At 67.5% G+C, this 12,510-nt stretch carries 12 protein-coding genes; 8 read left to right on the top strand and 4 right to left on the bottom strand.

Annotated features, from left to right (window positions below; all coding sequences use genetic code 11):
- Window positions 1-3: 3 nt before the first annotated feature.
- On the bottom strand, window positions 4-912 hold the full coding sequence (locus ACKY0X_RS08810) for a hypothetical protein (RefSeq protein ID WP_409429124.1): 909 nt from the start codon (window positions 910-912) through the stop codon (window positions 4-6).
- A 232-nt stretch (window positions 913-1,144) separates the two neighbouring features.
- Between ACKY0X_RS08810 and sucB the strand changes: the two genes are divergently transcribed.
- From sucB to ACKY0X_RS08785, 5 genes are read left to right on the top strand one after another with little or no spacing between them, the layout of a single operon-like run.
- Window positions 1,145-2,917 (top strand): 2-oxoglutarate dehydrogenase, E2 component, dihydrolipoamide succinyltransferase, encoded by a 1,773-nt coding sequence (gene sucB, locus ACKY0X_RS08805; protein WP_409429123.1) that lies wholly within the window; start codon window positions 1,145-1,147, stop codon window positions 2,915-2,917.
- A 43-nt stretch (window positions 2,918-2,960) separates the two neighbouring features.
- Window positions 2,961-3,869 carry a TIGR01777 family oxidoreductase gene (locus ACKY0X_RS08800; protein WP_409429122.1) on the top strand — a complete coding sequence of 303 codons (909 nt, stop codon included), beginning with the start codon at window positions 2,961-2,963 and terminating at the stop codon, window positions 3,867-3,869.
- A 27-nt stretch (window positions 3,870-3,896) separates the two neighbouring features.
- Window positions 3,897-4,592 carry a lipoyl(octanoyl) transferase LipB gene (gene lipB, locus ACKY0X_RS08795; protein ID WP_409429121.1) on the top strand — a complete coding sequence of 232 codons (696 nt, stop codon included), beginning with the start codon at window positions 3,897-3,899 and terminating at the stop codon, window positions 4,590-4,592.
- Window positions 4,589-5,545: a lipoyl synthase gene (locus ACKY0X_RS08790; RefSeq protein WP_409429120.1), complete on the top strand. Its 957-nt coding sequence runs from the start codon at window positions 4,589-4,591 to the stop codon at window positions 5,543-5,545. Before lipB ends, ACKY0X_RS08790 begins: the two co-directional genes overlap by 4 nt.
- A gap of 47 nt (window positions 5,546-5,592) precedes the next feature.
- Entirely contained in the window at window positions 5,593-6,345 is a 753-nt protein-coding gene (locus ACKY0X_RS08785; RefSeq protein ID WP_064887713.1) for a DUF4191 domain-containing protein, read from the top strand.
- Between the two features lie 15 nt (window positions 6,346-6,360).
- Here the strand turns inward: ACKY0X_RS08785 and ACKY0X_RS08780 are convergent, their stop codons facing one another.
- A complete protein-coding gene (locus tag ACKY0X_RS08780) occupies window positions 6,361-6,831 on the bottom strand; it encodes an RDD family protein (protein WP_409429119.1) in 471 nt (156 codons plus the stop codon).
- Window positions 6,832-6,954: 123 nt separating this feature from the next.
- Here ACKY0X_RS08780 and glnA point away from each other — a divergent pair, with 123 nt between their 5' ends.
- Window positions 6,955-8,391, top strand: a complete 1,437-nt coding sequence (gene glnA, locus ACKY0X_RS08775; RefSeq protein WP_065039834.1) for a type I glutamate--ammonia ligase — start codon at window positions 6,955-6,957, stop codon at window positions 8,389-8,391.
- 71 nt (window positions 8,392-8,462) lie between these two features.
- Here glnA and ACKY0X_RS08770 read toward each other — a convergent pair whose 3' ends face one another.
- Window positions 8,463-8,585, bottom strand: a complete 123-nt coding sequence (locus ACKY0X_RS08770) for a hypothetical protein (RefSeq protein ID WP_409429118.1) — start codon at window positions 8,583-8,585, stop codon at window positions 8,463-8,465.
- 125 nt (window positions 8,586-8,710) lie between these two features.
- On the opposite strand from ACKY0X_RS08770, the gene ACKY0X_RS08765 reads away from it, so the two are divergent.
- Both ACKY0X_RS08765 and ACKY0X_RS08760 read left to right on the top strand, forming a co-directional pair.
- Window positions 8,711-10,093, top strand: coding sequence for an HNH endonuclease signature motif containing protein (locus ACKY0X_RS08765; RefSeq protein ID WP_409429117.1), 1,383 nt, complete (start codon window positions 8,711-8,713; stop codon window positions 10,091-10,093).
- A 363-nt stretch (window positions 10,094-10,456) separates the two neighbouring features.
- A complete protein-coding gene (locus ACKY0X_RS08760) occupies window positions 10,457-11,854 on the top strand; it encodes a PE-PPE domain-containing protein (protein ID WP_409429116.1) in 1,398 nt (465 codons plus the stop codon).
- Between the two features lie 16 nt (window positions 11,855-11,870).
- Here ACKY0X_RS08760 and ACKY0X_RS08755 read toward each other — a convergent pair whose 3' ends face one another.
- Window positions 11,871-12,491 carry a PaaI family thioesterase gene (locus ACKY0X_RS08755; protein WP_409429115.1) on the bottom strand — a complete coding sequence of 207 codons (621 nt, stop codon included), beginning with the start codon at window positions 12,489-12,491 and terminating at the stop codon, window positions 11,871-11,873.
- Window positions 12,492-12,510: the final 19 nt, after the last annotated feature.

Genomic DNA, 12,510 nt, shown 5'->3' with positions numbered 1-12,510 from the left:
GCGTCAGGCGTTCTCGTCGGCGCTCTCGGCCTTCTGCACCGGGCAAGGCGGCCTTGCGGCGTTTTCGACGCCCCGCTGAAACGACAGCGCCGTACTGAGCACCAACATCAACACGGCGAACACGGCAACCCAGAACCAGGCTTCTGTCGAGTCCAGGTGGGACGCCACATCGGTTTTCGGCAGCGCCGCCATCGAGCGAACGATCGCCGCGATGATCACCACGGTGCTCAAGTACGGGAATGCGGTACGGATGCGGCCTGCCAGAGGCCCGATCGCTGATTCGCTGCGCCGTCGCGCCCGTCCAAGGAACCACCCGATCGCACAGACCACCGCGATGGCGACCGTGATGGGCACCGACAGTCGGTTGGCGTCGTCCCACAACGGCTGCAACGGCTGATGCGTCTGCGGGTCACCGAGCGAGAGCGCCAGGTCCGTCAGCGTCGCCTCTACGAAGAACACCGCAATCGGCGGGACCAGGACCGCCACGATGAACACGCAATGTCTGATCAGCGTTCCGGCGCTGCCCGACACGAACTGCACCACGGCGTACAGCAGAATGTAGAGCGAGGCCACAAATGATATGCCGCCCAACAGTTCTGCGGATGTGGCTCGACCGCTGCCGATCGCACATCCCTGTTCCCCGGCCAGCAGACTGTATTGCACCGCCGTCAGGAACAACCCCAGAAATGCGTTCATCAGCGCGACCCCGGTGAGGGTCTCGTGCTCGACTTCGCGCGGGTCCGGCGAATGCCCGTCGCTACGACGCCGATACGCACGATCGAGCACCAGATTGATGACGACGAACGCGAAACCGGCCAGCAAACCGGCTAGTTGGGCATAGTTGCGGGCTACGAGGGATACGTCGAAGCCGGTCCACAGCTCACAGGCTGCAGCGATCTGCTCAGCGGGCACGCGCGAGATATTAGTGACGCTTCGGCGGTCGCAGTAGCGCTTTGACCGACGATGCGATGCGCCATACCCGACGGCGTCGAGAGCCGTTCGACCGCCACCTCGATGTGTGCCGACGACGACGCAATGACAGGATGGTTTTCGACAGTCCACCTGGGCACCGCCCTCGCCTCACCACTGACGTGGTATCCAGGAAACGACGTGCAGCGACCGATCGAGCGAGGAGTCAACAACGATGGCCTTCTCAGTCCAGATGCCCGCCCTCGGTGAGAGCGTCACCGAAGGAACGGTGACCCGCTGGCTCAAGCAGGAAGGCGACACCGTCGAGGTCGACGAGCCGCTCCTGGAGGTCTCCACCGACAAGGTCGACACCGAAATCCCCTCACCGGTGGCCGGTGTGCTGACCAAGATCGTCGCCGGCGAGGACACCACGGTCGAGGTCGGCGGTGAGCTGGCCTTGATCGGCGAGGCCGGTGAAAGCAGCGAGGCCCCGTCGGCCCCCGCGGCACCGGCGGCCGAGCCCGCGCCGGCCCAGCCGGCTCCCGCTGCCGAAGTACCGGCCCCGGCCGCCCCCGCGCCCGCTGCCCCGGCCGCACCCGCTGCCCAGGAGGCCGCCGGAGACGGCACCCCGGTGCTGATGCCCGAGTTGGGTGAGTCGGTCACCGAAGGCACCGTGACGCGCTGGCTCAAGCAGGTCGGCGACACCGTCGAGGTCGACGAGCCGCTGGTGGAGGTCTCCACCGACAAGGTCGACACCGAGATCCCCTCACCGGTGGCCGGCACCCTGCTGTCGATCACCGCCGGTGAAGACACCACCGTCGAGGTCGGCGGTGAGCTGGCCCGGATCGGTTCGGGCGCCCCGGCGGCCCCCGCCGCCCCGGCCCCCGCCGCCCCGGCTCCCACGCCCGCTCCCGCGGCTCCCGCCCCCGCACCGGCGGCTCCGGCGCCTGCGCCCGAGCCTGCTCCCCCTGCATCGGCACCCGCGCCGCAGGCCAAGCCCGAACCCGCCCCGGCTCCGGCACCCGCCGCGCCCGCTCCGGCGCAGCCCGCTGCCGGCGAGGCCCCGTCCGGCGACGCCGCACGGTATGTGACGCCGTTGGTGCGCAAGCTCGCCGCCGACAAGAACGTCGACCTGAGCCGTGTCACCGGCACCGGAGTCGGCGGGCGAATCCGCAAGCAGGACGTCCTGGCCTTCGCCGAGAAGCAGGCGCAGCCGCAGCAGGCGCCCGCGGCTCCGGCCGCCCCGCGCCCGGCCGCTTCGGCCCCCGCCTCGGCGCTGGCGCACCTGCGTGGCACGACCGCCAAGGCCAACCGGATCCGTCAGATCACGGCCAAGAAGACCCGCGAATCCCTGCAGGCCACGGCGCAGCTCACCCAGACCCACGAGGTCGACATGACCAAGATCGTGGCGCTGCGGGCCAGGGCGAAGGCGGACTTCGCCGAGCGCGAGGGCGTCAACCTGACCTACCTGCCGTTCATCGCCCGTGCGGTGATCGACGCCCTCAAGGCACATCCGAACGTCAACGCCAGCTACAACGAGGACGCCGGAGAGATCACCTACTACGACGCCGAGCACCTCGGCTTCGCGGTGGACACCGAGCAGGGTCTGCTGTCGCCGGTGGTCCACAACGCCGGTGATCTCTCGCTGGCCGGCCTCGCGCGGGCCATCGCTGACATCGCCGCCCGGGCACGCTCGGGCAACCTCAAGCCCGACGAACTGTCGGGGGGCACCTTCACGATCACCAACATCGGCAGCCAGGGTGCACTGTTCGACACCCCCATCCTGGTTCCGCCGCAGGCCGCCATGCTCGGCACCGGAGCCATCGTCAAACGGCCGCGGGTCATCGTCGACGAAGCCGGCAACGAGTCGATCGGTGTGCGTTCGGTGTCCTACCTGCCGCTGACCTACGACCACCGTTTGATCGACGGTGCCGACGCCGGCCGGTTCGTGACCACGATCAAGAACCGACTCGAAGAAGGTGCGTTCGAGGCGGACCTGGGTCTCTAACGGCGCCGGGGGCTTTTCCGAAGAGCTGCAAGAGGATTCAGCTGTGAGCAACGCCACCGTCGCGATCGCCGGCTCGTCCGGACTGATCGGCTCGGCCCTGGTCTCGGCGTTGCGCGCCGACAATCGCCAGGTGCTGCGGATCGTGCGGCGGGCACCGGCCCATGCCGGCGAGCTGCAATGGGATCCCGAAGCCGGCCAGATCGACGTGGGCGCACTGGCCGGGGTCGACGCCGTGGTCAATCTGTGCGGCGTCGGCGTCGGCGACCGCCGCTGGTCGGGGGCGTTCAAGCAGAGCCTGCGCGACAGCCGGATCGCCCCGACCGAGGTGCTGTCGGCCGCGGTGGCCCAGGCCGGCGTACCGGTCCTGGTCAATGCCAGCGGGGTCGGCTATTACGGCGACACCGGCAACCGCGTCGTCGACGAGTCCGCCTCGGCCGGAACCGATTTCCTGGCCCAGCTCGCCGAGGACTGGGAAGGCGCAACCGCGTCCGCCCAAGCTTCCGGCGCCCGCGTGGTACTGGCTCGCACCGGCATCGTGCTGTCGCGATCAGGCGGCGCCCTAGGCCGGTTGCGCCCGCTGTTCTCCCTGGGACTCGGCGCCCGGATCGGCAACGGCCGGCAGTACATGTCGTGGATCAGCATGGAGGACGAGGTGCGGGCACTGTTGTTCGCGATCTCGCATGACACGCTGTCGGGCCCGGTGAACCTGACCGGGCCCGCACCGGTGACCAACGCTGAGTTCACCGCCGCGCTGGGGCGCGCCGTCAACCGCCCGACCCGGCTGCTGCTACCCGGCTTCGCGGTCCGTGCCGGGCTCGGCGAATTCGCCGACAGCCTCCTCACCGGCCAGCGAGCCATTCCCGCCGTGTTGGAGCAGGCCGGTTTCCGGTTTGCCCACCACACCGTCGGCGAGGCCCTGGCCTACGCCACCTCCCGACCGACCCCGCTGTAGCAACCCCGCGCCGAGTAGCCTGCCAACATGGTGTCCATCCGCTCCAGCGCCGCCCCGATCGAGGTGCGCCAGCTGGGCACCGTCGACTATGGCGACGCCTGGCAGATGCAACGTGAGCTGGCAGACGCCAGGGCAGCCGGCGGCCCGGACACCCTGCTGCTGTTGGAGCATCCCCCGGTCTACACCGCCGGACGGCGCACCGAGCCGCAGGAACGCCCACTGGACGGCACCCCGGTGGTCGACACCGACCGGGGCGGCAAGATCACCTGGCACGGCCCGGGCCAGCTCGTGGGATACCCGGTGATCGGCCTCGCCGAACCTTTGGACGTGGTGAATTACGTTCGACGCCTTGAAGAATCACTTATCGAGGTATGTAACACCTTGGGTCTCAACACGGTTCGGATAGACGGCAGGTCCGGTGTGTGGCTGCCGCCGGGCGGTGGGCGGCCGGCCCGCAAGGTCGCCGCGATCGGTGTCCGAGTGGCGCGCGCCACCACATTGCACGGGTTCGCGCTCAATTGTGATTGTGATCTCAGTGCGTTCGGCTCGATTGTGCCGTGCGGGATCACCGACGCGGGGGTTACATCCCTGTCTGCGGAGCTGGGCTTTGTGACCGGCGTCGAGGATGTTCGGCAGGCGGTGGCCAACGCGGTCGTCGATGCTCTCGACGGCGTGCTGCCGGTGCGCGAGCATCCCGGTCCGCGCGTAACATCGACCAGGTGAGTGCCGCCCCGGAAGGCCGTAGGTTAAGCCGTGCCGAAGCACGCAACGCTGAAACTCCGATCGAACGCAAACCCCCGTGGATCAAGACCCGCGCCCGCATGGGCCCGAGCTACACCCAGCTCAAGGTTCTGGTCAAGCAGGAAAAGCTCCACACGGTGTGCGAGGAGGCGGGCTGCCCCAACATCTACGAGTGTTGGGAAGACCGGGAGGCCACCTTCCTGATCGGCGGCGAGGTCTGCACCCGCAACTGTTCGTTCTGTCTGATCAAGTCAGGTAAGCCGCCGGAGTTGGACCGCGACGAGCCGCGCCGGGTCGCCGAGAGCGTGCAGTCCATGGGCCTGCGGTATTCGACGGTCACCGGTGTCGCCCGCGACGATCTGCCCGATCAGGGCTCCTGGCTCTACGCCGAGACGGTGCGGGCCATCAAGGCCCTCAACCCGTCCACGGGTGTCGAACTGTTGATCCCCGACTTCGGCGGACGGCCCGACCTTTTGGGCGAAGTGTTCGAATCACGCCCGGAAGTGCTGGCGCACAACGTCGAAACCGTGCCGCGCATCTTCAAATTGATCCGACCCGGATTCAGCTACGAGCGCAGCCTTGACGTGCTGACCCAGGCCCGTGACGCCGGATTGGTGGCCAAGAGCAACCTCATCCTGGGTATGGGCGAGACCGCCGACGAGATCCGAGCGGCACTGGCCGACCTGTACGACGCCGGCGCCGAGCTGGTCACCATCACGCAGTACCTGCGCCCCACCGAGCGGCACCACCCGATCGACCGATGGGTCAAACCCGAGGAGTTCGTCGAGCACGCCCGCTATGCCGAGGAGCTGGGCTTCGCCGGAGTGATGTCCGGGCCGCTGGTGCGCTCGTCGTATCGGGCCGGGCGGCTCTACCAGCAGGCGCTGGAGAACCGGGCGCGCCGCGAACAGGCCCCCGCCACCGCCCACGGCTGACTGACGCCCCGGCTGGCGGTAAGCCCCGCTGGGTATCCTTGGTGACTATGCCCAGACCGCGCACCACCACCGAGAACAAGGCTGCCCGGGCGGAAGCGAAAGCCGCCCGCAAGGCCGCCAGCAAGCAGCGCCGCACCCAGCTGTGGCAGGCCTTCCAGCTGCAGCGCAAAGAGGACAAGCGGCTGGTGCCCTACATGGTCGGCGCCTTCGTGCTGGTGGCCGGGGTGACGACGGCCCTGGCGCTCAACGGCGGCACGTTCGCCAAGGTGACGACGATTCCGCTCGGCCTGGTGCTGGGCGGCTTGGTGGCATTCATCATCTTCGGCCGGCGCGCGCAGCGGTCGGTCTACCTCAAAGCCGAGGGGCAGGCCGGGGCTGCGGCGTGGGCGCTGGACAACCTGCGTGGCAAGTGGCGGGTGACCCCGGGGGTGTCCGCCACCGGCCAGCTCGACGCCGTGCATCGGGTGATCGGGCGGCCGGGCATCATCTTCGTCGCCGAGGGCTCGCCCTCCCGGCTCAAGCCTCTGCTGGCTCAGGAGAAGAAGCGCACCGCCCGGCTCGTCGGTGACGTGCCGATCTATGACGTGGTGGTGGGCGCCGGCGACGGTGAGGTTCCGCTGGCCAAGCTGGAGCGTTACCTGACCAAGCTGCCGGCCAACATCACGACGAAGCAGATGGAATCGCTGGAGTCGCGGCTGGCCGCGCTGGGTTCGCGGACCGGAACCGCGGCCATGCCCAAGGGCCCGCTGCCCGGCGGTGCGAAGGTGCGTGGCGTTCAGCGCGCGGTGCGCCGGCGCTAGCTGGCCGCCAGAAATTCAGCGGCTGCGCACCACGGCCGTGGCGGTGGCCCGGTCCTGCAGGCCGCGGCCGTCGGCGTCGGCGAACAATGCCGGGACCACCAGCGCAATCAGCAATCCGCGGATCGCGGCGCGACCGATGCCCACGCCCAGGCCTGGGCCGTCGATGGGGACCACTCGCAGCCCGCAGGCGTACTGGCCCGGTGTGAAACCGAACAGCCGCACCGAGGCCACCCCGAGGACCAGCCAGATCCCCAGCACCACCGTTGCCAGGAATTCCGGCGTCACCACCCCCGCTGCCACGCCCAGACCGGCCAGTCCGTAGCCCACCATCCAGTCGAGGGCCAGGGCCACCATGCGGCGCCCCATCGGAGCCAGGGAACCGGGGCCGCTGGACGGCAAACCCAGGCCCTGTCCCGGGGCGTTGTCGGGGTGGCTGGGTCCGGCAGACTCCGGCCCGGACAGCCACGAGGAGAAGGTGCGGCTCATGGCCCCTACGATAGGCGGGCGGCGAACCCGACCCGGCGTCGCAGGGTCCAGCCGCGATTGCGTAACGTCAGCACGGGCAACCTCAGCGTCCGACCGGGGCTACCAGCGGAGGAGAACACTTCTGTGACCGACAAGACGGCCGACGACATTCTCAAGCTCGTCGCCGATGAGAACGTGGAGTACGTCGACATCCAGTTCTGTGACTTGCCCGGTCAGATGCAACATCTGTCGATCCCCGCGTCCACGCTGGACGCGAGCGTGTTCGAAGACGGGCTGGCCTTCGACGGATCCTCGATCCGCGGCTTCCAGTCCATCCACGAGTCCGACATGATGCTGCTCCCCGACTTCTCCACCGCCCAGATCGATCCGTTCCGGGCGGCCAAGACGTTGAACCTCAACTTCTTCGTCCACGACCCGTTCACCCGTGAGCCCTACTCGCGCGACCCGCGTAACGTCGCCCGCAAAGCCGAGAACTACCTCACCAGCACCGGCATTGCCGACACGGCTTACTTCGGCGCCGAGGCCGAGTTCTACATCTTCGACTCGGTGCGCTTCGACTCGCAGATGAACGGCACCTTCTACGAGGTGGACTCGGATTCGGGCTGGTGGAACACCGGCTCACCGACCGAGGCCGACGGACGGGCCAACCGCGGCTACAAGACCCGCCCCAAGGGCGGCTACTTCCCCGTCGCCCCCAACGACCAGTACGTCGACCTGCGCGACACCATGACCACCAACCTGGCCAACGCCGGCTTCACCCTGGAGCGCGGCCACCACGAATGTGGCTCCGGTGGTCAGGCGGAGATCAACTACAAGTTCAACACGCTGCTGCACGCCGCCGACGACGTGATGCTGTTCAAATACATCATCAAGAACACCGCCTGGGCCAACGGCAAGACAGTCACGTTCATGCCCAAGCCCCTGTTCGGTGACAACGGCTCCGGCATGCACGTCCACCTGTCGTTGTGGAAGGGCGGCCAGCCGCTGTTCTACGACGAGGCCGGCTATGCCGGACTGTCCGACACCGCACGCCACTGCATCGGCGGCATCCTGCACCATGCGCCGTCGCTGTTGGCGTTCACCAACCCCACCATCAACTCGTTCAAGCGCCTGGTGCCGCACTACGAGGCGCCGATCAACCTGGTTTACAGCCAGCGCAACCGTTCGGCCTGCGTGCGTATCCCGATCACCGGTACCAACCCCAAGGCCAAGCGGCTGGAGTTCCGCTGCCCGGACTCCTCCAGCAACCCCTACCTGGCGTTCGCAGCCATGTTGATGGCCGGCATCGACGGCATCAAGAACAAGATCGAGCCCGCGGCCCCGGTCGACAAGGACCTCTACGAGCTGCCGCCGGATGAGGCCGCCGACATCCCGCAGGCGCCCACCACGCTGGCCGAGGTGATGGACAACCTCGAGGCCGACCACGAATACCTCACCGAGGGCGGCGTATTCACCTCAGACCTCATCGAGAACTGGATCCGCTACAAGCGCGACCACGAGATCACCCCGATCAGCGTACGGCCGCACCCGTACGAGTTCGCGCTGTATTACGACTGCTGAGGGCTGACGCACCTAAGGTAACGTCGCCGTCTTCTGCGGGTAACGCAGTGGCGGTCAGCTACACCGGTCGGTCAGAACGAGAAGTCGAAGAGCTCTGCCGTGGGCAGGACGTCGTCGAGGAAGCTTCCGATCCACACGATGGGCATCGACGCGATCGCGGCCGGGATCGTCTCGGAGAAGGTGATGCCGAGCATCTGGAATGAAGCACTGACGGCGCCCGGGACCGATCGTTATCCCCAGTTGGGGGTTGATCCACAGGCTGGCCTTCCCGGGACTGTCTTCCGGTGTTGTTGTCGGGGGTGGTTTTTAGCGTCGGGGTATGGCAACGGTCTTGGGTGCGGTGGCGGCGCGGGAGCAGATCTGCGCTGCCCTCGATGCCATTGACGCCGCCCACGCGGTGTTGCGGGCGACCTCGACCGATCTGGTGGGCAACGCCATTCGCATCGACGTCGCCGACCGGCTAGAAAACCAGGAACGCGTGAATCGCGGGTTGATGTATCGGATCTTCGGCGAACTCGCCGACCCACCCGACGGGTCCGGTTCGATTGCCGAAGCACGAGCCGCCGTATGGAAACGGCTGCGCATCACCCCACGCGAGATCACCCGGCGTTGCCGCCTGGCCGCCCGCATCCGGCCCCGACGCTCCCTGACCGGCGCGGTGATCCCACCCGAACTCCCGGCCCTCGCCGCCGCCGTCGAATCCGGTTCTATTGGGGAAGACCACATCCGCGCGATCTGCCAAGCCGTCGATGTCCTGCCCGGATCGGTGACTCCGCCCCAGATCGCGCAGGCAGAAGCCGCCCTGGTCTCCCACGCCACCGCAGTCGATTCAGGTGTGCTCACCAAAATCGGCCAACGCATCGCCGATCACCTCAACCCCGACGGCCTGTTCAGCGACCGCGACCGCGCACGACGGCGCGCACTGACACTGGGCCGCCAAGGCCCCGACGGCATGTCCAAACTCACCGGCCTCCTGGACCCTCAAACCCGCGCCTACTTCGAAGCCGTTGCGGCCACGGTGCGCCCCGGCCGCCACCAGCCCGACCCCAGCGACCCCGCCGCCGGTGACTCCCGCACGGCGGCGCAGCGCTGCCACGACGCCCTGCGCCTAGCCCTATCGACCGCCATCGCCTCCGGCAAACTCGGCACCCACCGCGGCCACCCCGTCACCGTCGTGGTCACCACCACCCTGGCCGAACTCAACCAAGCCGCCCACGCCGCAAGCGACCCCACCATCGCCATGCCACCGCCAGCGCTCACCGGCGGCGGATCCCGACTGCCGATGCGCGACCTGATCGCCATGGCCGCCCAATCGATGCACTACCTCGCCGTCTTCGACAACCACACCAAACGCCCGCTCTACCTCGGCCGCCAAAAACGCGTCGCCACCGCTGACCAACGCCTCATCTGCTATGCCCGCGACCGCGGCTGCACCCGACCAAACTGCCTGGAACCGGGCTATCACTGCGAAGTGCACCACTCCACACCCTGGGCACACGGCGGACGCACCAACGCCGACGAACTGTTCTTCGCCTGCGGCTGCGACCACACCGACGCCACCGACGGCCACCAACAAACCATCCCCACCAACGGACGCCTCGGCTGGACCGACGGCACCGGACCACCCCAAATCAACCACGCCCACCACCCCGAAGAACTCATCGAAACCGACCCCGACCCGCCCAACAACGAAGCCGCGTAGCGGCGAATTACCCGCACAATTCTGTGCATTTGCCGGGAGCCGGAGAAAGCGCACTAGCCTGTCCCGAAACAACCGGGGCCGCATGGACAACGATTACGCTGATTGCCGAAATATACTCATGGACACGGCATTTCACTCGCTCTGCGTCGACACCGAGACGCCACTAGCCGACCGACCACGGCCCCACCGATTCCGCCATAGGCATTTGCCGGGGCGGCCCTACCCGCCAAAAGAGATGGGCCGGTAACGGCCGTTACCAAACCCCAAAACATGTGATTGAACTTAGAAACAATCCGTTGTAACTTATCGCCAGATCAGTAACTTTCCATCTAAAGGGCCTGTTTTCCACGAAAGGAACCGCCCATGGCTGACCGCAGATTGCTCCCGCTGGCCATCGCGCCGCTGCTGATCGCCAGTCCCGCCCTACCCGCAAGCGTGGCGGCCCCAGGACTGAAGTCGGTCTCCGCACAGGTGGTCCTGCTCGACACCGAGGCGTGGGGCATGGGTGGCAGTGGCATGCCGATCCCCAGCCAAGCGGTCATCGACGCGGTCGGCTCGCGCTACATCATGCCCACCTCGCCGATCTTCCCCGGCCAGCCGATCTTCCCGGTCGACTCGATTCATCCCCTCTTCACCCCGGAGGGCCTGTATCCGATCACCGGCACCAAGTCTCTGATGCTCGACCAGTCGCTGGCGCAAGGCGTACAGATCCTGGACGCCACCATCAAGGAGCGGCTCACCCTGGGCCACGACCTCGTCGTGGTCGGCGCCTCGCAGAGCTCAACTCTGGCCGGACTGGAGATGCGCAATCTGCTGGCACTGCCTGCTGATCAGATCCCGACGTCCGATCAGCTGTCGTTCGTCCTGCTGGTCGACCCCAGCAATCCCAACGGGGGTCTGCTCTCCCGCTTCGGAGACCCGGGCCTGCCGCCGCTGACCGTTCCGAGCATGGGAGTGACGTTCAGCGGAGCAACCCCGTCGGAAACCCCTTGGGACACCGCGATGTACAACATCGAATACGACGGCTTCTCGGACTTCCCGCGCTACCCGCTCAACTTTCTGTCCGTTCTCAACGCGGTCTTGGGGATCGCGTTTGTGCACAGCTCCATCGCTGACCTCTCCGACGAGCAGATCGCCCAGGCCGTTCTGATGCCGGTGTCGGACGGCTACGGCGGCAACACCGATTACTTCATGATCCCCACCGAGAACCTGCCGTTGCTGGAACCGCTGCGGTTCCTCCCGATCCTGGGCGACCCGCTGGCCGATCTGCTGCAGCCGGCGCTGCGAGTCCTGGTCAACCTGGGCTACGGCAACATCGAACACGGCTGGGACACCGGCCCGGCCGACCTGTCGACACCGTTCGGGGTGTTCCCGAACCTCGATCTGGGCGACGTCCTCACCGCGCTGGGCAACGGCGTCCAGCAGGGCTGGCAGGACTTCATCAACGACCTGGGCTCGCTGCCCAGCCTGCCCGAAGCCCTGGCGAACAGCGCGGATGCCCTCGGCGGCTTCAGCGATGTGGTCAACGGCTTCTCCGCGGCGCTGGCAGGCGGCTATTCGGCCCTGCTGCCGATCGCCGACCTGGTCAATGCCCTGCTGACCACCCTGCCGGCCTACAACGTCAGTCTGTTCGCACAGGAGCTCGCCTCCGGCGACCTACTCGATGCCCTGATGATGCCGCTCGCGGCTGATGTCGGCCTGGTCACCACCGGACTCGGAATCGGCCTGTTGAGCGTGGCGTCGGCCTTTAGCTTGTTCTAAAGGCGCACTACGGCCGTCACTCGAGCCCGTCGCGGGCCCAGGAAGGCGTGATGAAGACCCCCTCGGCCTCCACGGTGATCCCGTTGGCGTCGGCGATATGGCCGCGGGCATAGGTTTTCACGCCGTCCTTGCGGTAGATCGATGCTTCGGCGTGCAACGGCCCCAGGGGCGTACCGCGCAGGTACTTCACCGTGATCGTGCCGGTGTAGCGCGGTTTGGTCAGGCCGTCGCTGGCGGCCTCACCGAGCACATGGTCAAGGACCAGCGCGCTGACCCCGCCGTGAACCAGCGACGGCGGGCCCTCGTAGGCCGCGCCGAGGTGAAAGTCACTCCAGCAGTGCCCATTCTCTCCGTGCTGGATCACCAGCGGCGGGGCGATCGGGTTACGCAGACCCACGACGGCGTTGCCCCACGCCAGCGGCCGCCCGTCCACGACGTAGCGCAGTCCCGGTGAGTCGCTGAGGGTTCCGCCACGAAGCCGCTCGGTCAGCTCCTGCAATTGGGCGGTCACCTCGCGAGCCGTGGCGTCGTCGGCCTGGGTGCGGATGGTGGCGTCGATCAGGTCGCGGACCGCCTGGGCCAGCGGACCGTAGCGCTCCACCAGCTGCCCGCTCTCGTCCGCGCTGATTGTCGGCACGTTCGAATGAGCCCTGAAA

The organism is Mycobacterium sp. SMC-11 (assembly GCF_046250095.1).
GTDB lineage: Bacteria > Actinomycetota > Actinomycetes > Mycobacteriales > Mycobacteriaceae > Mycobacterium > Mycobacterium heraklionense_A.
Note: the sequence above shows the minus strand (reverse complement) of the source record. Positions and strands in the feature narration are given on the sequence as shown.

Coding starts and splice junctions, on each gene's coding strand:
- sucB (WP_409429123.1), top strand. CDS start 1,145: ATGGCCTTCTCAGTCCAGATGCCCGCCCTCGGTGAGAGCGTCACCGAA.
- lipB (WP_409429121.1), top strand. CDS start 3,897: ATGGTGTCCATCCGCTCCAGCGCCGCCCCGATCGAGGTGCGCCAGCTG.
- ACKY0X_RS08785 (WP_064887713.1), top strand. CDS start 5,593: ATGCCCAGACCGCGCACCACCACCGAGAACAAGGCTGCCCGGGCGGAA.
- ACKY0X_RS08780 (WP_409429119.1), bottom strand. CDS start 6,831: ATGAGCCGCACCTTCTCCTCGTGGCTGTCCGGGCCGGAGTCTGCCGGA.
- ACKY0X_RS08770 (WP_409429118.1), bottom strand. CDS start 8,585: ATGCTCGGCATCACCTTCTCCGAGACGATCCCGGCCGCGATCGCGTCG.
- ACKY0X_RS08765 (WP_409429117.1), top strand. CDS start 8,711: ATGGCAACGGTCTTGGGTGCGGTGGCGGCGCGGGAGCAGATCTGCGCT.
- ACKY0X_RS08760 (WP_409429116.1), top strand. CDS start 10,457: ATGGCTGACCGCAGATTGCTCCCGCTGGCCATCGCGCCGCTGCTGATC.